The 21161-nt window shown below is 65.9% G+C and carries 19 protein-coding genes; 5 read left to right on the plus strand and 14 right to left on the minus strand.

Going from position 1 to position 21161, the window contains the following annotated elements; translation table 11 throughout:
• Nucleotides 1-184: 184 nt before the first annotated feature.
• The 13 genes from AP234_RS24135 to AP234_RS24195 all read right to left on the minus strand — a co-directional run bounded on the left by AP234_RS24135 (nucleotide 185) and on the right by AP234_RS24195 (nucleotide 14311).
• Nucleotides 185-1357, minus strand: a complete 1173-nt coding sequence (locus AP234_RS24135) for an acyl-CoA dehydrogenase family protein (protein ID WP_055482001.1) — start codon at nucleotides 1355-1357, stop codon at nucleotides 185-187.
• Nucleotides 1358-1733: 376 nt separating this feature from the next.
• A complete protein-coding gene (locus AP234_RS24140) occupies nucleotides 1734-3281 on the minus strand; it encodes a long-chain-fatty-acid--CoA ligase (RefSeq protein WP_055482002.1) in 1548 nt (515 codons plus the stop codon).
• A gap of 62 nt (nucleotides 3282-3343) precedes the next feature.
• On the minus strand, nucleotides 3344-4903 hold the full coding sequence (locus AP234_RS24145; RefSeq protein ID WP_055482003.1) for a 4-hydroxyphenylacetate 3-hydroxylase N-terminal domain-containing protein: 1560 nt from the start codon (nucleotides 4901-4903) through the stop codon (nucleotides 3344-3346).
• 24 nt (nucleotides 4904-4927) lie between these two features.
• Complete coding sequence (locus tag AP234_RS24150; RefSeq protein ID WP_063843070.1) at nucleotides 4928-5488, minus strand: flavin reductase family protein; 561 nt, start codon at nucleotides 5486-5488, stop codon at nucleotides 4928-4930.
• A 39-nt stretch (nucleotides 5489-5527) separates the two neighbouring features.
• Nucleotides 5528-5938: a RidA family protein gene (locus tag AP234_RS24155; protein WP_055482004.1), complete on the minus strand. Its 411-nt coding sequence runs from the start codon at nucleotides 5936-5938 to the stop codon at nucleotides 5528-5530.
• Nucleotides 5931-6830 (minus strand): alpha/beta fold hydrolase, encoded by a 900-nt coding sequence (locus AP234_RS24160; RefSeq protein ID WP_152990588.1) that lies wholly within the window; start codon nucleotides 6828-6830, stop codon nucleotides 5931-5933. The genes AP234_RS24155 and AP234_RS24160 overlap by 8 nt, the downstream gene beginning before the upstream one ends.
• 6 nt (nucleotides 6831-6836) lie before the next feature.
• Entirely contained in the window at nucleotides 6837-7616 is a 780-nt protein-coding gene (locus tag AP234_RS24165) for an ABC transporter ATP-binding protein (protein ID WP_200926682.1), read from the minus strand.
• A complete protein-coding gene (locus AP234_RS24170; protein WP_055482007.1) occupies nucleotides 7555-9273 on the minus strand; it encodes a branched-chain amino acid ABC transporter ATP-binding protein/permease in 1719 nt (572 codons plus the stop codon). Before AP234_RS24170 ends, AP234_RS24165 begins: the two co-directional genes overlap by 62 nt.
• An 88-nt stretch (nucleotides 9274-9361) precedes the next feature.
• Nucleotides 9362-10228 (minus strand): branched-chain amino acid ABC transporter permease, encoded by an 867-nt coding sequence (locus tag AP234_RS24175; protein WP_055482008.1) that lies wholly within the window; start codon nucleotides 10226-10228, stop codon nucleotides 9362-9364.
• A complete protein-coding gene (locus tag AP234_RS24180; RefSeq protein ID WP_083502383.1) occupies nucleotides 10225-11436 on the minus strand; it encodes an ABC transporter substrate-binding protein in 1212 nt (403 codons plus the stop codon). Before AP234_RS24180 ends, AP234_RS24175 begins: the two co-directional genes overlap by 4 nt.
• A gap of 164 nt (nucleotides 11437-11600) precedes the next feature.
• Complete coding sequence (locus tag AP234_RS24185) at nucleotides 11601-12599, minus strand: VOC family protein (RefSeq protein ID WP_055482010.1); 999 nt, start codon at nucleotides 12597-12599, stop codon at nucleotides 11601-11603.
• A 39-nt stretch (nucleotides 12600-12638) separates the two neighbouring features.
• On the minus strand, nucleotides 12639-13391 hold the full coding sequence (locus AP234_RS24190; RefSeq protein WP_055482011.1) for a GntR family transcriptional regulator: 753 nt from the start codon (nucleotides 13389-13391) through the stop codon (nucleotides 12639-12641).
• Nucleotides 13388-14311: a fumarylacetoacetate hydrolase family protein gene (locus tag AP234_RS24195; protein ID WP_055482012.1), complete on the minus strand. Its 924-nt coding sequence runs from the start codon at nucleotides 14309-14311 to the stop codon at nucleotides 13388-13390. Before AP234_RS24195 ends, AP234_RS24190 begins: the two co-directional genes overlap by 4 nt.
• Nucleotides 14312-14514: 203 nt before the next feature.
• Here AP234_RS24195 and AP234_RS24200 point away from each other — a divergent pair, with 203 nt between their 5' ends.
• The 5 genes from AP234_RS24200 to AP234_RS24220 all read left to right on the plus strand — a co-directional run bounded on the left by AP234_RS24200 (nucleotide 14515) and on the right by AP234_RS24220 (nucleotide 20371).
• Nucleotides 14515-15627, plus strand: coding sequence for a CaiB/BaiF CoA transferase family protein (locus tag AP234_RS24200; protein ID WP_055482013.1), 1113 nt, complete (start codon nucleotides 14515-14517; stop codon nucleotides 15625-15627).
• Between the two features lie 71 nt (nucleotides 15628-15698).
• Complete coding sequence (locus AP234_RS24205) at nucleotides 15699-16595, plus strand: hypothetical protein (protein WP_055482014.1); 897 nt, start codon at nucleotides 15699-15701, stop codon at nucleotides 16593-16595.
• A gap of 88 nt (nucleotides 16596-16683) precedes the next feature.
• Entirely contained in the window at nucleotides 16684-17193 is a 510-nt protein-coding gene (locus AP234_RS24210; protein WP_055482015.1) for a PadR family transcriptional regulator, read from the plus strand.
• Entirely contained in the window at nucleotides 17190-17882 is a 693-nt protein-coding gene (locus AP234_RS24215) for an ABC transporter ATP-binding protein (protein ID WP_055482016.1), read from the plus strand. The genes AP234_RS24210 and AP234_RS24215 overlap by 4 nt, the downstream gene beginning before the upstream one ends.
• Nucleotides 17879-20371, plus strand: a complete 2493-nt coding sequence (locus AP234_RS24220) for an FtsX-like permease family protein (protein WP_055482017.1) — start codon at nucleotides 17879-17881, stop codon at nucleotides 20369-20371. Before AP234_RS24215 ends, AP234_RS24220 begins: the two co-directional genes overlap by 4 nt.
• 99 nt (nucleotides 20372-20470) lie before the next feature.
• Here AP234_RS24220 and AP234_RS24225 read toward each other — a convergent pair whose 3' ends face one another.
• The gene (locus AP234_RS24225) at nucleotides 20471-21115 is read right to left on the minus strand and encodes a TetR family transcriptional regulator (RefSeq protein ID WP_055482018.1); all 645 of its coding nucleotides are present in this window, start codon (nucleotides 21113-21115) and stop codon (nucleotides 20471-20473) included.
• Between the last annotated feature and the right edge of the window lie 46 nt (nucleotides 21116-21161).

The following is a 21161-nucleotide window of genomic DNA, read 5'->3' on the forward strand; positions in this document are numbered from 1 at the left end:
CAGATGGCGCCTCGCGGCGTTGTCGCCCGAACTTGCGGAAGGTCGCCCGTGGGCTCGGCCACGGACTCCTCCTCCGCACCGTGACCCGGGTGCCCTGAAGATCCGATCGCGTAACAGACATCCGCCGCCGCGCGCGTCGAACCGTCAGCCGGGGACACTGCGCCGTCAGGTCCACCTGTCCGCGTCATCGGAAGGCAGAATGGCCGGTGAGGGCCTGACCGATGACGAGCTGGTGAATCTCCGAGGTGCCCTCGTAGGTGAGCACTGACTCAAGGTTGTTCGCGTGCCGCATCATCGGGTACTCCAGAGTGATACCGGCGGCGGCGAGGATCGTGCGGCACTCCCGGGCGATAGTGATGGCCTCGCGTACGTTGTTCAGCTTACCGAGGCTGACCTGCTCCGGCTGGAGGAGTCCAGCGTCCTTGAGCCGTCCCAGGTGGAGAGCGAGCAGCATCCCCTTGCCGAGTTCGACGGCCATGTCCGCCAGTTTGGCCTGGGTCAGCTGGTACGACGCGAGCTTTCGGTCGAAGATGTCGCGCTCCTGCGCGTAGGCGATCGCCGTCTCAAGGCAGTCGCGGGCGGCACCGAGCGAACCGAACACAATGCCGTAGCGGGCCTCATTGAGGCACGACAACGGCCCGGAGAGCCCACGGGCCTCGGGCAGCATCGCTGAGTCAGGAAGTCGAACCTCATCCAGCACCAGCTCACTGGTCACCGAGGCCCGCAAAGACAGCTTCTTCTTGATCTCCTGAGCCGAGAAGCCGGGAGTGCCCGCCGGGACCAGGAAGCCGCGCACCTTGTCGTCCGTCTGCGCCCACACCACGGCCACGTCTGCGACGGAGCCGTTGGTGATCCACATCTTATTCCCGTTCAGCACCCAGTCACCGCCGGCACGGGTGGCTCGGGTACGCATCCCGCCCGGGTTGGAACCGAAGTCAGACTCCGTCAGCCCGAAGCACCCGATCGCGTTCCCTTTGGCCATCCTCGGCAGCCATTCCTGCTTCTGCTCCTCCGAGCCCCATCGATGGATGGCGAACATCGCCAGCGAGCCCTGGACACTGACCAGTGAACGCAGCCCGGAGTCACCGGCCTCCAGTTCCAGGCACGCGAGCCCATACGCCGTGGCGGAAGTGCCGGCACACCCGTAACCGCCCAGGTGCATGCCGAGCACCCCGAGCTCACCCAGCTCCCTGGCCAGCTCACGAGCGGGAATCGAGCCGGACTCATACCATTCGGCCAGCTCGGGCCGGATCCGCTCATCGACGAAGCGACGGACCGTGTCGCGTATCGCTCGGTCCTCCTCGCCAATGAGCGAATCGGTCTGGAACAGACCCAATGGGCTGCGAACAGTGACCATGGGATGAACCTCCTCGTTTACCTAAGACTGTTGGTCGCCATAGGCCACCACCACACGTTTCCGGCGGGGGCCAAAGCGGTGCACGGTGAACTGGTCGCCGCCGGCCGGCGGCTTCAGGTAGCCATGACGATCTTCGGGGCGGTGAAAGTACCTGGTGATCGGCGCAGTGTCCGCCCGTTCGGAGTGACTTCGCTGAGGACATGCGGATCGACCTGGACCGCTATCCGCGTCTGACTCAGACGTACCGGCTCGGGTCCGATGCCGAACGGATCCACCAGGAGAGCTTCGAGCTTCGGTGGTCGTACCTGTGATCCATAGCCTCGAATCGGGGCTGAGGGACAGACCGTCGCCGCGCGGTGAGCTTATGTGGGCAGCGTCATCTAAGAGCGCGCTTCAAGATCTTCCCCGTTGATGTCATCGGCAGCGCCTCGACGAACTCAACGATCCGGGGATACTTGTAGACGGCAATTCTCTCCTTGACCCAATCAACAAGCTCCGCCTCGGTGGTGGGATCGCCTTCGGCCCTGACGACCACGGCCTTGACCTCCTCACCATGGGAGGGGTGATCGACACCGATAACGGCCGCCATCACTACCGCGGGGTGCGTCAGGAGAACCTCCTCGACCTCACGCGGATAGACGTTGAACCCACCGCGGATGATCAGGTCCTTGGACCTGTCGACGATCCGGTAGTAGCCATCCGCATCCCTGGTCGCCAGGTCACCGGTCCGGAACCAGCCGTCGCGCATGACCTCGGCGGTCGCTTCAGGACGCTTGTAGTACCCCTTCATCACGTTGTGGCCCTTGATCGCGATCTCACCGACCTCCTCCGGGCCACCGGAGACCTCCGACCAGTCGTCGCGAATGAGCTTCATCTCGACTCCGGGGATCGGCACCCCGATGGAACCGACACGAGGCTCTTCACCATAGGGCGAGAAGCTGGCCACCGGAGAGGTCTCCGAGAGCCCGTAACCTTCCAGGATCTTCACCCCGAAACGCTGCTCGAACCGACGGTGGATCTCCGTCGGGAGCGAGGCGCCGCCGGAAGCGGCAACTCGAAGGTGCTCGGCGAGAGAGTCGGCATCCGGAGTACCGGAAGCCACGTCCAGGAGCCCCCAGTACATGGTGGGCACACCGGCGAAGAAGCTGACCCTGTGCTGCTTCATGAGCGACAACGCGTCGCCTGCATGGAATCGGGGCATCATGACCAGCGTGCCGCCGAACGCGAAGCCGGCGTTCTGGACCACCGTCTGTCCGAAGGAGTGGAACAACGGCAGGGTGCACAGGTAGACGTCCGGCCGCTGTGCGTCCGCCCGGAACAACTCCTTGCCGACCAGAGCGTTGTCGCGCATGTTCCGGTGTCGCAACTCAGCGCCCTTGGGCTGCCCCGTCGTTCCCGAGGTGTACAAGATGACGGCGGTATCGTCGTCGGATCGCTCCGCTGCCGAGAACTCCGCTGCGACCGTGGCAAGCAGCGAGTCGAGGTCCTCGCCCCCGTCGGCAGCGCTGCCGTCGGTCCCTCCCATCAGGAACAACTCGGTGCAGGAGTCCACCTGCTCAAAGGCGGCTCGCGCCTGGTCGCCCAGGGGCAGCGCCGCGTCTCCGCAGAAGGCGAAGTACGCCCGTGAATCCGAGTCGACCAGGTGGTAGGCAATCTCGTTCGGCTTCAACAGGACGTTCAGCGGCACCACCGTTGCGCCAGCCTTCAGAATCCCGTAGTACACGAGCGAGAAGTACGGCGTGTTGGGACATGACAGGGCGACCTTGTCACCCGGTCGTATCCCGCGACCGACGAGCAGGTTCGCCACTCGGTTCGCCGCCGCGTTCAACTCCCGGTACGTCATCCGAGAACCGGCATGGATGATGGCGGTGCGGTCACCGAACTCTCGTGTGGTGCCTTCAAGGACCTGCGCCAGGTTTGACATGCTGAAACTCCTTCATTCCCCCGAGACAGACGACTTCCTGCCACGCGTCGGGCGCAGCCCGCTCAGTCAGTGGGGTTGACGAGATCAGGGACGGTCCAGCCGTGGACGTCGTACTCGGACATGCACTCGTCCACCATCGCCACGAAGTCGGCGACCTGACCGGTCGCCTGGGCGCCCTTGTAACTCAAGATCTTGACCATCTCATGGCTTCCGCCATAGTTGCGTTCATACAGCTCGTGCCTGCTGCCGAACTCCGAGCCCATGGCATCCCAGATAAGCTTGACGACCTTCATCCGCTCGTCGCCGCTCGCTCCGTTGCTGCCTCGGGCGTACTTGTCCAAGTAGCCCGCCAGCTCTTCGGAGTCGAAGTCGCTGCTGTTCGAGTTGGTGTAGATCAGTGCGCTGGCCAGGTCCTGTTGGAAGATTTCACGCACGCGCGGGTACAGCACTCCGAGCATGACGCGGAAGACCTCGCCGGCTTCGGCATTCGGCACGACGGAACCATCGGACCAGCGCTCGGCCCCCTTGACCATGGCCCTTGCCAGCGTCCAGAACAGGTGACGGTAGGTGATCATCTCGCCGATGCGCACCTGGACACCGTAGAAATCCTTGGCGCCGGTCATCTCCAGACCCTTGAGGAACAGCCCGCAGATGAAGTCGAGCTTGACCGCCAGACGGACGCATCCCTGTAGTCGACCACGCAGTGCGAACCCGGAGCCGATGAAGAACGAGTTCGCCTTGTCGATGTCGTCGTAGCAGAAGACGTCTTCCCACGGGACCAGCACCTTGTCGAACACGAGGATCGCGTCGTTCTCGTCCAGTCGACTGGAGAGCGGGTTGTCGAACGGGCTACCGCTGACGGCAGCGTTGTACTCGTAGGAGGGTCGGCAGATCAGCTTCACCCCAGGGGCGTTCATCGGTACCGCGAAGGTCCCAGAGAATGCCTTGTCACGCACCGGAATCGGACCCGCGTTGCTGATGAAATTCATCTGCGAGAGCACCGAGCCCGTGGCGACCACCTTCGCACCCGAGACGACGAGTCCGGCATCGGTCTCGGCCTCCACATGCATGTAGGCGTCCCGTACCTCCTCCATTGGGCGATTCCGGTCGATTGGAGGATTGACAATGGCGTGGTTGAAGAAGGTGACCTGCTCCTGCGCCTTCCGATACCAGCGCTTCGCGTTCTCTTGGAAGGGTGAGTAGTACTCCTCGTTCGATCCAAGCGTGGTGAGGAAGGCCGCCTTGAAGTCAGGCGTCCGCCCCATCCAGCCGTACGTCATTCGCGCCCAGGCCTCGCAGGCGTCCGCGCCTCTCTGCAAGTCTTCGACGGTGTAGGGCGCCCGGAAGAATCCATGGGTGTACCCGTTGCTTCCCGTGTCGGTGGCGACGATCAGGTTCTTGTTGCGGTCGGCGTCGTGGAGAGCGTCGTACAGCCGTGCGAGCATCCTCGCGCTGTTCCTGAAGGCGATGTGGGAGGTGACGTCAGCGACCTTCTCGCCCCGGAACCATACCTCGCGGCCATCGCGCAGGCTCTCCAGATACTCTTCTCCTGTCGGGGGCCTGGATCCGGAGTTGCCCAGGATTTCCGCCGTGACATCCCAACCATGCCGCTGGTCATTCATCTGAAGCTCCCTTGTGTTGTTGCTCTACCAGGAAAACGAAAGGCTCTGCTGCATCGCCGCGATCAACTCGTTGTTCGCCGCCCAGATGCGCTCACCGCTCTCGACACGGCAGAACTGGCCGCCGAAGAAGCCGAGCGGGCGCTGCTCGGCATCCGGCTGGACCTCGGACAGGCCGACGACCTCGCCGATGAACAACTTGTGGTCCCCGGCGTCGTGCACTGCCCAGGGATCGCAGACGATGTACGCCAGGCAGCCTTGGAGTACAGGCGGCTCGTCTCCGGCATCGGCTTCTATGAAGGGATTTCTCACCGAGGGCTGCGGGACCCCGGCGAAGTGCAGCGCCAGGTTTCGCTGGTCGACGGTCAGGATGTTGATCGCGAACTGGCGACCGTGCAGGTTTTCACACGCCTTGGCACGCCGGCTTAGGCTTACCAGCGCCAAGGGCGGGTCGAGGGACACTGATGTGAAGGAGTTCACCGTCGCACCGCGCGGAACACCATCCGCCCGATATGTCACAACCGTCACGCCGGTTGCGAACTTTCCGAACACCCGCCGTAGCTCCAGAGGACTGATCCGGGTCATCATGGTTGCCCGCCACGGTCTGCGGAACTCACCTCGAGATACCTAGGCAACCGCCACCCCCTCTATCTCGAGCAGCAGCTCGGGCCAGACGAGTCCGGAGACGATGATGAGGCTGTTGGCCGGGTATGGACCATTCGGCAGGAGCTCGGTGAAGGCCTTCTCCCGGGCCGCATTGAATCCCCGAATGTCACCGCGGTTCACGACGTAGCAGGTCAGCTTTACGACGTTCGACCACTTCAGCCCGTCCACCGCCAGAACCTTGGTGAGGTTGTCGAACACCGCGGCGGTCTGCTCCTCGATGGTCGCGCCCATTACGGCACCGGACGCGTCCACGGCGCACTGTCCGGCGATGTGGTAGATGGAGCGTGCATTGTTGCTGCGTACCATGAGGGAATAGGGCGCGATCGGCGAACTAACCCCGTCAGCCTGCGAGAACGTGGTCAGATCACTCATTGTTCGACTCCTTACTTTTCGGGGACTGATCTCTGTTCAAGAACGTCAGGACGAGTTCGTTGAACTGCTTGGGCTGCTCGAACTGCGGCCAGTGCCCTGCCGGGCCGATTTCCGAGTAGGATGCATCGGGGATGTACCGGCTCAGCCGGAGCGACGTCCGCGGTGGAACGATCCTGTCAGCGTCGCCGGACAGCACCAGGGTTGGAGAAACGATCCGACCCAATTCCTCGGGTCGCAGAATATTGCGGGACCGCACCCCCGGGTCCTGCAACCGGAGTGCGTAATCCATTCTCTGTTCCGCATCGGCCTGTGAGTAGATGGCCATGCGGCAGTGCACCAGTTCATCGGTGGCGTGCTCGGGGTGACTCATGATGGCTTCCAACCGGCGCCGAACCGCGGCCTCTGTCGCCCGATGGACCGCGTCCAGGCTCTGCTGACGGACGGCCCGCATCCTGGTGACATCGCTGTCGAGACCACCGGCGCCGACCAGCACCAGGCGCTGGACTCGCGCACCGTTCTGAGCAGCGAACCGGCTCGCGATCCAGCCGCCGAGGGACTGACCGCACAGGAGGAACTCGGAGATGTCCAGCTCCTCGGTGATCTTTTCCAGGTGGGTGATGTAGTCGGCGATCTCGTATGCCCGCTGCGGAGCGCTGGACCAACCGTGTGCGGGCAAGTCGTAGAGGATCACCCGGTAGTGCTCGGACAGTGCGGCCACGTTGCGGATGAATGCCTCGGCATGTCCGCCGGTTCCATGCACCATGATCAGCGGGGTAGCCGTGACTTCCCCGAACTCGAGAATTCGCGTCGAAACGCCGTCGATGGGCTTCCAGTACGTGCGCGAGGGCACGCGCGCAGTGGAGGTCCAGAAATAATCTGTACGTTCAGGCACAGCCGCTCACCCACCGCTCTTCGACAGGTAGCTCTCCCGGATCCGCGGATCGTTCCGCATCTCCTCGGCCGGGCCGCTCATCGTGACCTTGCCGGACTCCAGAATGTACGCATGCTGGGCCAGCGACAGGGCGACTCGTGCGTTCTGCTCGACGAGTGCAATGGTGATGCCCTCGGCGCCGATGCTGCGGATCAGGCCGGCGACCTCCCAGACCATCTTGGGGGACAGACCGAGCGTTGGCTCGTCAAGGAGCAGCACTTCGGGGTCGCGCATCAGCGCACGCCCGATGGCCAACATCTGCTGCTGGCCGCCGCTGAGAGTGCCGGCAGCCTGGAACCGTCGCTCGTGGAGCAGCGGCAACCGGTCGAAGACGCGGTGCAGCCGAGCTTCGACGTCTCGGCGACGGCGGTCGCAGTGGGCACCGATCAGGAGATTCTCCTCGACGGTCATCTGGGTGAACACCCGGCGCCCTTCAGGTGAGTATCCGATGCCAGGGCGGATCACAGCAGTACGCCGTATGGGTTGTTCGGCTCCGCCGACGAGGACCGTCCCCTCCGCAACCCTGTGCAGGCCGGCCATGACATTCAACGACGTGGTCTTTCCCGCGCCGTTCGCACCGATGATCGCTGTCGTGAGCCCGGCTCGCAGCCGCATTGTGACGCCTGACAGCGCTTGTACCGGCCCGTACGTCGCCGAGACTGAGCGCAGTTCCAGGGAGAGTGCCTCAGACATGTTCGAACCCTTCCAACGACCCGCCCAGATACGCTTCGACGACTTGTGGGTCATTGAGGACGTCATTCGGGGTTCCGTCCGCGATCACACGGCCGAAGTCGAGCACGACGAGCCGGTCGCAGAGGCTCGTGACGGCACTCATCCGGTGCTCGATGAGCACGATCGTTGTCTCACCCGACCGATCCAGGTCTCGAAGCAGCTCGGTCATCTCCTGGACCTCTGGGTCGGTGAGGCCGGCCATGGGCTCGTCCAGAAACAGCATCCGCGGCTTCGTCGCCATGCCGATCGCGACACCCAGCCGCTTGCGGGCGCCGTATGGCAGGTCCTCGGCGGCGGTCTCGGCCCAGGCTTCCATGTCGAATCGTTCGAGCAGCGACTGGGCTTCGGCCAGCGCCGCCCTGTCCCGCTGAACCGGCTGGAGGCAGTGCAGCAGTCCGGTGCGCCGACCCCGACATGCAACCACCAGGTTCTCGAAGGCGGAGAGTTCTCCGAACACGCTCGAGTGCTGGAAGGTGCGTGTCAGACCATAGCGGACGACTCTTGCCGGTCTGAGCGTCTCAAGCCGGCGCTCGCCGAACTCGATCGTGCCCCCTGACGGGGCATCGAATCCGCTGATGAGGTTGAACAGCGTGGTCTTCCCTGCGCCGTTCGGACCGATGATGCCCAGCGTCTCCCCCGGTCGGACGCTGAACGAAACATTATCGAGGGCCTGCAGTCCGCCGAAGTTCTTGGAGACGCCAGAGAGCCGCAGGATCGCGTCTGTCCGGGACTCCGGATCGCGGGTAGGGGCGTCCTGGGCGGCGTCCCGATGTGAGCGAACGCCCGGGTGAACACGGCGGCGGAGAGTCGCTGCCGCGGTCTGGCTACCGAACCGGTGTGCGAGCGCGGTGACGATTCCGTTCGGGACGGCCATGAGGATGAGCAATGTTATGGCAGCTGTGAAGATGCCGACATATCCCTCGGACCAGTCCGTCAGGACTGGGATCACAGCGAGCACGAAGGTTCCGACCACCGTCCCAACGAGATACCGGGAGCCGCCGATGATCACGTACATCAGCACATAGACCGACAGCCAGAACGAGAAGCTGGATGGCGCGATGAAGGACACGTAGCTGGCGTAGAAGGAGCCTGCGACACCGGCGAAGAAGGCACCGACCGTGAAGGCAACCAACATGTTCGGGCCGGGCGAGATTCCGATCGACTGTGCGAGTTCACGCGACTGGCCCAACGCCTTGAGCTCTAGTCCCCACCGGGACGACTCGATGAAGAGGAAGACCAGGAAGACGAGTGCGGCGAGCACGAGCATGAGCCAGTACCAGTCGGCGAGCGAGTCGACTCCCCCTGGAGACGGAATCCCGACGATGCCTGAGAAGCCACCGGTGAGGCTTGTCCAAGACTCGATGATCGACGAGGCGACGATCAGGAAGGCGAACGTCATGAGCAGGAAGTAGGATCCGCTGGTCCGAAAGCTCGACACACCGATGATCAGGGCACCGCACGCGGCCACAAGACCCCCGAGGGAAACGGTGAGCCAGAACGGCATGCCGTGCTGCGTGGTGAGGATGCCGGTCGTGTAGGCGCCGAAGGCATAGAACGCCCCGTGGCACAACGCCGCCTCGCCGGCCAGCATGAGGAGCCTGAGGCTGATGGCCATGATCAGCGAGAGGAATGCGAGCACACCGACGTTGAGGTAGTACTCGCCCGCGGTCAAACCGAAGGTGATACCCGCGAGAAGGCCGAGGGCAGCACTGATCTTGCCCCACTGGCGCGGGCGTCCAGATCGGCTGAGACGAGCGCTATTAGGCATTTCCGAACACTCCCTGGGGGCGGAAGGCCAGGAAGCAGAGGGCGACAGCGAAGCTGCTCCACACGGCGGCCTCGGGGACCCAGTACGTCGAAATCCCGCTTTGCAGCAATCCGATCGCCCCCGCGGCGATGAGACTTCCCTTGACGCTGCCCATGCCGCCGACGATGACGATGACGAATGCCAGGAGGAGGGGCGGCTGCCCCATCGAGGGCAGGAGCACTTGCTGCGGTGCCACGAGCGCGCCAGCGGCTCCGGCGAGTGCACCACCGATCGCGAATGTCATGATCAAAATTCGAGGGACGGCGATGCCCTGCGAACGAGCCGCAAAGGAATCCTGCTGCGCCGCCCTGAGGGCTCGTCCGTAACGGGTCCGGGTCACGAACAGATGCAGTGCTGTCACCAGGACGATGGCGACCGCAATGATCAGGATCCGATGGCCTTCGAGGTACACACCGCCGATCGCCACCACGTCGGTGAACGGGCCGGCGACGCTCTTCGGCGAGGCCCCGAACCAGACCAGCGCCACGTTCTCCAGCAGGAGAGCCAGGAGGATGCCGGCGATCGCACCCTCAAGCAGCAGGCCCTCGAACCTCCGGAAAACGGTGGCGCCCAGCGCTGCGCTGATGGAGGCGACGACCACCGCCGCCACCACCAGCGCCGTGAAGTAGCCCTGTCCCAGCACCTCGACCACGAAGTAGGTGGTGTAGGCGCCGAACATGAAGAGTACGCCGTGCGAGAAGTTCACCACGCGCAGGACCCCGAAGACCATCGTCAGACCCACCGCGATGAGGGCCAACGTCGCTCCGAGAGAGAGCCCGTTGAAGAGCATCTGGAGGAACGAGGCGAGGGAGGAACTCACCAGCGGTTCGCCTCCGCGGCAGGCACCACGGTGACCTGCTTGAGGGTGCCGTCCTTCTGGATCTCAGCCACCGGGAAGTCCAGCTCGATGATCTGGTTCAGGCCGTACTGGTCCTTGCCTCCGTACCTGACCTGGCCCACAGCACCGTCGAAGCTGACCTCCTGCATGGCCTCACTGACCTTCTTCGTGTCGAGGGTGCCCGCCTTCTCAATGGCCGCCTTCAGCAGGAAGAGGTTGTCGTACGCCAGAGCGCTCCAACCCTGTGAAGGGTCGCCGCCCTTGTAGTTCGCAATATGCTCGGTCCAGTACTTGCCTTCCTCGCTTGTGAAGGCTCCGAAGAACGGCGAAGAGACGCTTCCCGCAGCACCTTCCGGACCCGCGGTGTCGATGACGGCCGGCAGGTAGACGGTGTCCGGGAAAATGAAGGCACCCTCATAGCCCAGCTGGCGCGCGGTCTTCACGATTCCGGCGTACTGGGACGGCGGCATGCCCCCGAACTGGATGACGTTCGGGCGCTTCGGCAGCACCTGGTTCAGCACGGGAGCGAAGTCCGTGGCATCGCGGGAGACGAAGACACTGGAAGGTGTGACGTCGAGTGACTTGGCGATGCCGTCACTCTGCTCGGCGATCACTCGTCCGACCTCGTCATCGGTGAAGATGCCCAACACCTTCTGCACCTTGGGATCCTTGGACTTGATGTAGGAGAGCGAGGCTCCGAAGGACCGGGAGATGTCGTAGTAGAGCCGGAACGTGGTGGGATGCTTCTCGCCCAGGTACTGGTCACCACCGGCCAGCGCCATCACCATGACGTCGCGCTTCTCCGCGATCGGCTGTACGGCTGGAACGATCGAGCCGCCGTCCACCTGCAGGAAGGAGATATCGTCCTTGGTGATCGCCTGGTTCGCGGCCGTTACGGCTTTGGTCGGGTCGTAGGCGTGGTCGTAGCTTTTGAGCTCGAACTTGTACGTCTTTCCGTCGAGTTCGACTCCGCCGGCGTTATTGATGCGGTCGACCGCCGCTGCCATGGACGCCTGCTGCGGTCCCCCAAAGGCCGCCGCGGGGCCACTCAGGGCGGCGATGAGTCCTACCCGGATGGTGTCTGATTTGCTGCCCGAGCCGCCCTCACTGGCGCAGCCTGTGAGCACCAGGGCGAAAGTCGTAGCAGCAGCCACTGCAGCCCTGGCTCTTCTCGTTGGACGCAGCTCCATTGCTGTTCTCCTCTAGTTCGTGGCTGCCGTACGCGACCAGCCATATGGGACACACCGTGAGAAATGTGTGTCGCCGAATGGGCAGCGGCCCATTGACGACTTGCTGATCCCCGAGAAGGTGCGCACCGCTCTCGCAATGCACCTGAAGGTTGCCGAGCCTCAGCTCAGACCAGGAAGGCCGGTTCCTCCGGCAAGTTCCGCAGCTCTGCGGCATCTCGTGACTGTTGGAAGTAGAACTCGAACAGAATCCCATCGGGATCCCGGACGCACACGCTCTGCTTGGTGGCGTGGACGATCTGGCCCTCGACGCGGGCGCCGGCTTCCCGCAGCCGTTCCACGACAGTCTCCAGCTCGATCGGACCACTCAGCTCAAAGCCGAAGTGGTGCATCCGGGGAGTGGGTTTTCCATCATCGGTCTGGAAGAGACCCAGGTCCCAGGATCCAACCGTCCCGGCGAAGACCGCGTAACCCTCGTGGACCGAGCCGGCGACGAGCGTCATCCCGACGATGTCGGTGTAGAACTCGATGGACGTGGCCAGGTCCTTGACGAACAGAGAAGCACGTGCGGCACGGTGGGGCTGCAACGGTGCGCCTTCGACCGTTCGACGTTCCGTCTCCACGACGTACTTGGGGACGTCCGAGGCGACCGAGGGATCAGGCGTCCAGTTGCCCGTCAGCAACTGCTCGCTTTTCTCCTCCATGATCACCCGCCAGTCGTCCTGAGAGTCGGCATAGAACTCCAGGTAGTAGCCGTCCGGGTCGAACATGTAGACGCTGTAGGCGATCGTGTGGTCCACCGTCCGGTGGACAGGAGCGCCGGCCGCCACGGCCCGTTCGTACGCCGCTACCAGATGAGCCTCGCTCTCCATCTCGAGACCGATGTGATTGAGCCCCGGTTTACGCTTCTTGTCGACGGGGACCTGCACCTGGCCGTCGCGACCGATCAGCGTCTGCTTGGGGAGTTCGATGAGGCCGATGTCATGATGGCTGTTGCCATTGCTCAGGAATCCTGCCCCGATGCCGGGTTCACGGAAGACAACCTGCAGGCCGAAGACGTTCTCGTAGTACTCCATCGAACGTTCCAGATCACTGACGAAGAAGTTCCCGTGCCCGATCCGTCGTGGCTTGAACTGGACATCCTGGAGGCTCCGGGGGGCGTTCACTGCGCAGGCTCCTATCTGAGCTGGATGTTGAAGGTCGGGCTACTTGCTTTCTGACTGGTCGCGCGGGCACACGGTCTGCAACGCGGTCCTGATCGCCACGGGGTCGTGTCCGGGATCAGTGGCGGCAACCATGGTGAGCGCGGTCTGCGCCAGGTGCCTGGCCACTCGCTCGCTGGCGATCTGGGCATCCCCGCTCTGACACGCGTCAAGAATCTCTCCGTGCTCCACGGCCGATCGGGTCCAGGCCTCGGTCGGACGTCGAGTGACGTAGAGGCTCCTGAACCGACGACCATGCGATTGCAGTTGATCAATGAGGCGCACGAGTTGTGGGCCCGCCTCCTCGATGAGCCCGTCGTGGAACCGCTGGTGGGGGATCTCCCAGCCGTCGAAGTCACCGCGCTTGGCGCACTCGTCCATTTCCTCGAGGCAGTTCCGCAGTGCGGCGATCCGCTCTGCATTGAGATGCGGAACGGTCAGGCGGACGCCGAACGCTTCCAGCACGATGCGGCCGGCATAGGAGTGCACGAGGTCGGTCACGGAAAGTGACGCGACGCGCATCCTGCGATTGCGCTCGGACTCGACCAGCCCCTCGGCCTCGAGCATGCGCAGCGCTTCCCGAAGCGGGGTACGGCTCACGCACAGTTGTTCGGCGAGCTGGACCTGCGACAAGGGGGTACCAGCGGCAAGCTGGCCGGAGAAGATCAACTCACGGAGTATCGCCCGAATCTGTTCGGGCCCCTCGAGTCCCTCTACTGCCAGGCTCGGAGCCATCAGGTCAAGCGGTTCGTTCATCGGCGCTCGTCCTCACCGTGATGACAATCCGCTGCGACCACCGTGTTGACCAGCCGGCCGAGTCCGTCGACCTCGACGACCACTTCATCACCGACCTGCAGGAACCTGGGTGGGTCGAACGACATGCCTACCCCGTGAGGCGTCCCGGTCGCGATGACGTCCCCGACTTCGAGAGTCATCAGCGCGCTCAGTTCGGCGATGACCTCAGCGATGGAGAACGTCATCTCCCCGATCCGCGCGTCCTGCACGGTGTCCCCGTTGACCCTGGTCACGATGCGCAAGTGGTCCAAGTCCTGAATGTCGTCCGCGGTCACCAGAGCAGGACCGCACGGCGCGAAGGAGTCGCAGCTCTTGCCCGGCAGCCACTGGCTTCCCCGTAGCTGGAGGTCACGGGCGCTTACGTCGTTGAAGACCATGTAGCCGGCGACCTGGTCCAAGGCATCTTCCGGCGAGACGTTCTTGCACCGACGCCCGATGACGACGGCCAACTCCCCCTCGTAGTCCAGCTGCGCCGTCCTGGCCGGCGACACTATGTGCTCGGTCGAGCCCGTCAGAGCATTGCGATACTTGGAGAAGATCTCCGGAAATGTGCTCGGCTTGAGGCCCACCTCGGCGGCGTGCTGCGGGTAGTTGAGGCCGATGCAGATGATCTTATCTGGGTCCGGAATCGGCGGCCCCAGGCGTACGTCTCTCACCGGAACCGCCTCGCCGTCAGTGCCCTGACGCGCAACGTGCGCGTGGACCGCTTCCAGGTCGGCGGCAGGCACCGACTCCAGCACACCCCGCACAGAGAGCCAGGCGCCAGCGGGTCGATCCGTCAACTGCAGCTCTGCGGCAGCATCGGCAAGGTCGATCACGTTCCCTTCAACCAGAAGGCCGGCTCGCCACATGGCGTCTCGTTCGTATGTGACCAACCTCATCGCCCACTCATCCCTTCCTACATACAAGCCTGGTGAGGACACTCTCAAACCTGCATACAAGTGTCAAGGGTTTCGCCTGAAGATTCCAGCCGATCTAGAACAAACTTCGCATGTTGTCGAGCTTCCGGCGCGGCAAGTGCATACACTTCTGTCTTCGGCTGTGCACAGACATCGGGTGAGCCGTACATCCCTGAGGAGAAACCATGACGTCGGCGCTTGAGGGAATCCGTGTACTCGACTTCGGAAGGGTGCTCGCGGCTCCGTACGCGACCATGCTGCTCGCTGACCTCGGGGCGGAGGTACTCAAGATCGAGAGCCCGCAAGGTGACGACACCCGGCACTGGGGGCCACCGTGGCGGGATGGCGAGTCGACGTACTTCCGGGCAGTGAACCGCAACAAGGATTCCCTGGTGCTGGATCTGCGTGACGCCGACGATCTCACCCGCGCGCGCGAACTGGTCAGGAACAGTGATGTTCTGGTGGAGAACTTCCGCCCCGGCACGATGGACCGCCTCGGCCTGGGCTACGACACGGCGCGGAAGCTGAACGCTGGGATCGTCTACTGTTCCATTACGGGGTTCGGCGCCAAGGGCGGCCACGACCTGCCCGGCTACGATCTGCTGGTCCAGGCCACCAGCGGGCTGATGTCGATCACCGGCCAGCCGGCCACACCGACGAAGGTCGGCGTCGCGCTCATCGACGTCGTGACCGGGCTGCACGCCACCATCGGGATCCTGGCGGCGCTCCGTCATCGAAGCCGTACCGGAGAGGGACAGCGCGTGGAGACGAATCTACTCTCATCTGCTCTCTCGGCACTAACGAACCAGGCAAGCGCCTACGTGGAGGGTGGCGTGAACCCCGCCGCCACCGGAAACGACCACCCCTCGATCGTTCCCTACGGGGTCTTCCAGGCCGGTGATGGCGCCATGGTCCTGGCGGTTGGGAATGACCGACAGTTCAGCTCGCTCATGGACGTTCTCGGGCGGCCTGACCTCGCCGATGACAGTCGCTACTCGACCAATGCGAAGCGAGTGGAGAACCGGCATGTTTTGGTGAAGGTCATCGACAACCTGTTGGCGGCAGCCCCGAGGAGCGTCTGGATCGGTCGGCTGAGCGCCGCTGGCGTCCCGGCGGGCCAGGTCAACAGCATTCCCGAGGCATTCGAGCTTGCCGAGAGCCTCGATCTCCAACCCATCGTCGACCTGGCCCGTGGTGGAAGGAAGTCGCGGCAAGTTGCAAACCCGATCCAGCTGAGTCGCACCCCACCCCGATACGTCTCGCCGCCTCCGGCTCCCGGAACTGCCCACAAACGCTGAGGGCCTCCATCGCCACACTGGTACATCAGCAGCCTCCGCGCCCATTGGCGGATGGATGACAGGGCGCTCACATGAGCATCAACCTGGGTCGCGCGAGAGCATTCATGGCCGCACACGGGCGAGTTCTCGATCGGCGGCGCTTCGAGGCCGTCACCACCGGCAGCGACGCGGGTCGTACGGCCGTCATCCACGCGCTCGACGCCTACCGGAACCCCGACGGCGGCTACGGATGGGGGCTCGAACCGGACCTTCGTGCACCGGGGAGCCAGCCGGGAGGCGCCCAGCACGCGCTCGCCGCGCTCGCCGACGCCGGCCCCGCGACCTCGCCGCACACCCCGGCCCTCCTCGGCTGGCTGGAGTCCGTGACGCTGCCCGATGGCGGGCTGCCGTTCGCGCTCCCGATCGGCGACCCCGTGGCGTGCGCCCCGTTCTGGGTGCAGGCCGATCCCGCGGAGTCGTCGCTGCAGATCACGGCGGCGGTGGCGACGCAGGCTTACCGCGCCGCGCGCTGGGACGAAGCCGTACGAGACGATCCATGGCTTGCGAAGGCGACGCGGTACTGCTTCGACGCGATCCGCCGGATCGACGAGGCGCCCTTCGCGTACGTGCTCTCCTTCGCGATCCAGTTCCTCGACACCGCGGCCGACACCCACCCCAAGGCACATGATCTGCTCGACCGCCTCGGACGGTTCGTCCCGAAGAGCGGGGCACTGGCCGTCGTCGGCGGGGCGGAGGGCGAGACGCTGCGTCTTCTCGACTACGCGCCCGAGACCGGGCGACCGATCCGCGGCCTGCTCGACCCCCAGGCCGTGTCGGACGACCTCGACCGCCTGGAGCTGGGGCAGCGGCAGGACGGCGGATGGACGGTCGACTTCACCAGCCATTCGGCCGCCGCATCACTCGAATGGCGTGGCCACATGACGGTCGAGGCCGTCGCCGTGCTGCGCATGAACGGAAGCTTGATCTGATCGCGGCTCGATCCGGCCCCGTTCTCGTACGGCCGCCATCGAGCGGACCCCTTGAGTTATGCATACCGCGTATGCATACTTAGTAGGCATGTCGATCAGACACGGGCTGCTCGCCCTCCTCAGCGTGGGGCCGCGGCATGGCTACCAACTGCGGGTGGAATTCGAGGCGTCGACGGGGGCGACCTGGCCGCTCAACATCGGCCAGGTCTACACGACGCTGTCCCGCATGGAGCGCGACGGTCTGGTCGAGCAGGGCGAGTCGGACGAGCATGGCCGGGTCGTCTACGCGATCACCGCGGCCGGCCGGGCGGAGATGGCACGATGGTTCAGCACCCCCGTCGCCCAGTCCGACCGGCCGCGGGACGAGTTGGTCATCAAACTGGCGATGGCCGTCGCCGCCAAGGAAGTGGACGTCGTCGAGGTCATCCGCAGGCAACGTACCGCGACCATGCGCACCCTCCAGCAGCTGACCAGGGCCAAGCGAGCCGCCATGGAAGGTGCGGCCCAGCGGCTAGTGCTCGATTCCATGATCTTCCAGGCCGAGGCCGAGCAACGGTGGCTGGACCACTGTGAGGCCGTTCTCAAGGAGGAAAGATGACGGTCGTACGGCTGACCGAGGTGGCCAGAGTCCACGGCGAAGGGGCGACGGCCGTACACGCTCTGAAGGGCGTGAGCCTGGAGGTCGCCCCCGGAGAGCTGGTCGCGATCACGGGGCCCTCCGGCTCCGGCAAGTCGACCCTGCTCAACCTCGCGGGCGGGCTCGACCGGCCCACGTCGGGGACGGTTCACATCGACGGGCGGGACCTGGCCACCGTGCGCGACCTGGCGGCACTGCGGCGCCGTAGCGTCGGCTACGTCTTCCAGGACCTCAATCTGATCACGTCGCTGACGGCGGCGGAGAACGTGATGCTGCCGCGCGAACTCGACGGCGTGCGCTCGCGCCTCGCTCGCGAGGAGGCCATGACCGTGCTGGCGGAGATGGACCTGGCCGACCTGGCCGACCGCTTCCCCGATGAGCTGTCCGGCGGCCAGCGCCAGCGGGTCGCGATCGCCCGCGCCCTGGTCGGCGAGCGGCGCCTGCTGCTGGCCGACGAACCGACCGGCGCGCTCGACACGCACACCGGCGACGAGATCCTGCACCTGTTACGCGCTCGCTGTGACGCGGGCGCGGCGGTCCTGCTCGTCACCCACGAGCCGCGGTACGCCGCCTGGGCCGATCGCGTGGTGTTCCTCTGCGACGGGTCGATCACGGATTCCACGGATATGTCACTGGAGAGTGCCCGATGAGCGCCGTTCTCGCCGCGCTGCGCATCGCCCGCAGAAACGCGTGGCGTTCCCGGGGACGGAGCGCGCTCATCATGGTGATGATCGGCTTGCCCGTCCTGGTGATCACGGCGGTTCTCACCCTCACCGAGACCATGACCGTCACGCCGCAGGAGGGCCTGGTGGCCGAGCTCGGCGCGGCCGACGCCCGCCTCGTGCAGGTGCCGGAGGGCACGGTGCTCCGCCAGGAGCCGGGCGGGGTGAGCTGGAGCACGGGCGGCGACGGAGCGACCGCACCCAGGCTCGGCGCCGCCGAGCTGGTGGCGCTGCTCGGACCGGGCACCCGGTCGACGCCTTTCAGCACCGGCGTGCTCCGGGTGGGCGCCGAGCCGGTCGACGCGTTGGAGATCGACCTGCGCGATCCCCTCACCAGGGGAATGCTGACACTGGTCGAGGGCAGGTTTCCCTCCGCCCGCGAGGTCGCGGTGACGCCTGCGCTGGGCCTGCGGCCCGGCGATGTAGTGCGACCGTCCGGCGCGGCTCCGCTGACGGTGGTGGGAGTGGTCGAGCACCCGCACCGGCCGTCGCTTCGGCAGGTTGTGGGTCCTGATCTCCCGTTGGCGCCGTCGGACGACTTCTGGACTCCGAGCGGGTACGGCCCCGGATGGCTCGTCGACACCGCGAAGCCGGTGTCCTGGGCCGACGTGCCCGCGCTGAACAGGGCCGGGCTGTTCGTCACCTCCGGCGCCGTGCTCACGGACCCGCCACGACCCCCGGCCTCGGCCTTCGACGTCCAGCACGCGGTCGGGATCGGCGCCATGGTGATCATGGTGGTGCTGGAGACCGTGCTGCTGGCCGGGCCCGCCTTCGCGGTCGGGCTCCGGAGGCGGCGCCGGGAACTGGCCGAGATCGCCGCACAGGGCGGCTCGGCCGGGCACCTGCGGACGATCGTGCTGGCCGACGGGCTGGTTCTCGGCGGCGCCGGCACCCTCATGGCGACGGTGCTGGGCGTCGGCGCCGGCGTGCTGGGCGCCCCGATCGTGGCGCGCTGGGGAGGGGAGGTCGGCCCGCCCGGGGTGCCGTGGCCGCCGGTCCTGAGCGTCGCCGCGCTGGGCCTGCTCACCGGGATCGTGGCGGCGCTGGTGCCTGCCGTACAGGCGGCCCGGCAGCACCCCGCGACCGTGCTGGCCGGCCGCGCGCCCGCGGTGGCCGATCGGCCGGGATGGCCCCTGATGGGAGTTGTGCTGGTGCTGGCCGGATTGGGGGCGACCGTGGTGGCGCGGCGCCAGCCGGGCACGGTGTGGGTGCTCGCCTCCGCTGTGCTGGTCCTGCTCGGGCTGGTGGTGTTGACGCCATGGCTGGTCCGCCGCACGGGATTCCTCGCCACGCGCTTGCGGCTCCCGCTGCGGGTGTCCGTACGTGACGCGGTCCGCCACCGATCCCGTACGGCGAGCGCCGTGGCCGCGGTCATGGCGGTCACGGCCACGGCCGTGGCGGTGGGCATCGGCACCTACAGCGAATACATGGACCGGCGTGACGCCTACACCTCGGCACGCCCGACCGGCACGCTGGCGATCTGGGCCGGCGACATCGGCGACGCGGCCTGGAACAGGATGCGCGCGGAAACCGCACGCCTGTTGCCGGGCCTGCCGATGGCCGCCGGCTATCACGCGAAGGACGCTCAGGGCCACCGCTACGCATTGCGGTACACGGTGCGATGGAACGGGAAACGGACGCGTCGCACGGCGGCCATCGGAGACCGGGCTCTGCTCAGGCTCCTGCAAGGGCGCCATGACCCGCGGGCCGCCGCGGCGCTGGCGAGCGGCAAGGCCGTGGTGTTCGACCCGGCCGCGCTGCGGGACGGCAAACTGACGCTGCGGGCCAGCTCCACGTCCGGTCCCCCGCGCACGCTCGAAGTCCCCGCGGTGGCGGCCACACCCGCCGACGAGCACCAGGGCGGCGCCCTGCTGCCGCGCGCCCTGGTCGAGCAGGCCGGTTTCACGACGGTGGAACGCCAGCTCTACGCCATGCACCGGCCGTCAGCCGACTCGACGCTGGCGCGCGATCTCACCAAGGTGGACCGCCGTGTCACGGTCGCCTTCGAGGAGGGCTACCGCAACGTGCCCGACCCCGGCCTGTGGGGCTGGCTCGTCGGCGCTCTGGTCCTCGGCGTCGGCGGCACGCTGGCCGCCACCCGCCTGGCGGCCGCCGACATGCGGCCGGAGCGGGCGACGATGGCGGCCATCGGCGCCCCTCCCGGGACACTGCGGATGGTCGTGGCGGGCCAGGCCCTTTACATCTCCGGACTCGGCGCGCTGGTGGGGCTGGTCGCGGGAACGGTGACGGGCGTGGCGCTGAGCCGGCCGATGACGACGCACGGCGCCGGAGATCCCGCCACGGTCGCCGTACCGTGGCCATTCGTGATCGCCGTGGTGGTGGGACTGCCCCTGCTGGCGACCGTGGCGGCGCTGATCACCCGGACCAGGCTGCCCCTCCCCCGCCGGCCCCTCTGACCCGGCCCCTGGAACCTCCGGCATGATGAGGCGGTTCGTCACCGTCAAGCCCGGCACAGAGGGCAGGTGAACCTGACGCCGCCCGTCCGCACTGAGCGGTCACCCGGCGGGGCGGACGGCGTAGCCGCCGAGAGAGGGTTCCAGGAGGCCGAAGGCGGCGTCGATATAGCGGGTGAGAACCGCCGCGATCTCCGCGTCGTCCTGCCCCGCGATGGTACGGCGGAGGGTCTCGTCGAACAGCAGCCGGTGGACGCCGCCGAGCTGGGCGGCGGCCACCCGGGGCAGGATGTCGTCGGGCCTGGCGCCGGTCTCCACGGCGAGCGCGTCGGCCAGGGCCTTCTCGCGCTCGTCGTGGAATTCCCGTAGCCGGGCGGTCAGGGCCGGGCTGGCATCGATCATCCGGGCGAACGCGGGGCCGGAGAAGCCGATGACCGGGTCGTGCTCGGCGACCGCGGCCAGGTAGGCGCGGCGGAGCGAGGCCAGGGCGGATTCGCCGGGCGCCCTTCGGCGGACGGTCCTGGCCAGCGACTGCACGAACTCCTCGCCCAGATCGAAGACCAGGTCCTCCTTGCGCGGGAAGTAGTTCGTGACCGTCATCTTGGCCACCTGCGCGGCCTCCGCCACATCGGCGATCGTCACCTTGTCGAAGCCGCGTTCCAGGAACAGCCGGGTGGCCTGGTGGGAGATGTTCTCCCTGGTCTGCTGCTTCTTCAGCTCTCTGAGTCCCATCTTCTGCGTGCTCACGCACCCACCTTACCTTGGATCAGCCCAAATTTGGAGTTGACATATT

This window comes from Sphaerimonospora mesophila, from assembly GCF_001417795.1.
Lineage (GTDB): Bacteria > Actinomycetota > Actinomycetes > Streptosporangiales > Streptosporangiaceae > Sphaerimonospora > Sphaerimonospora mesophila.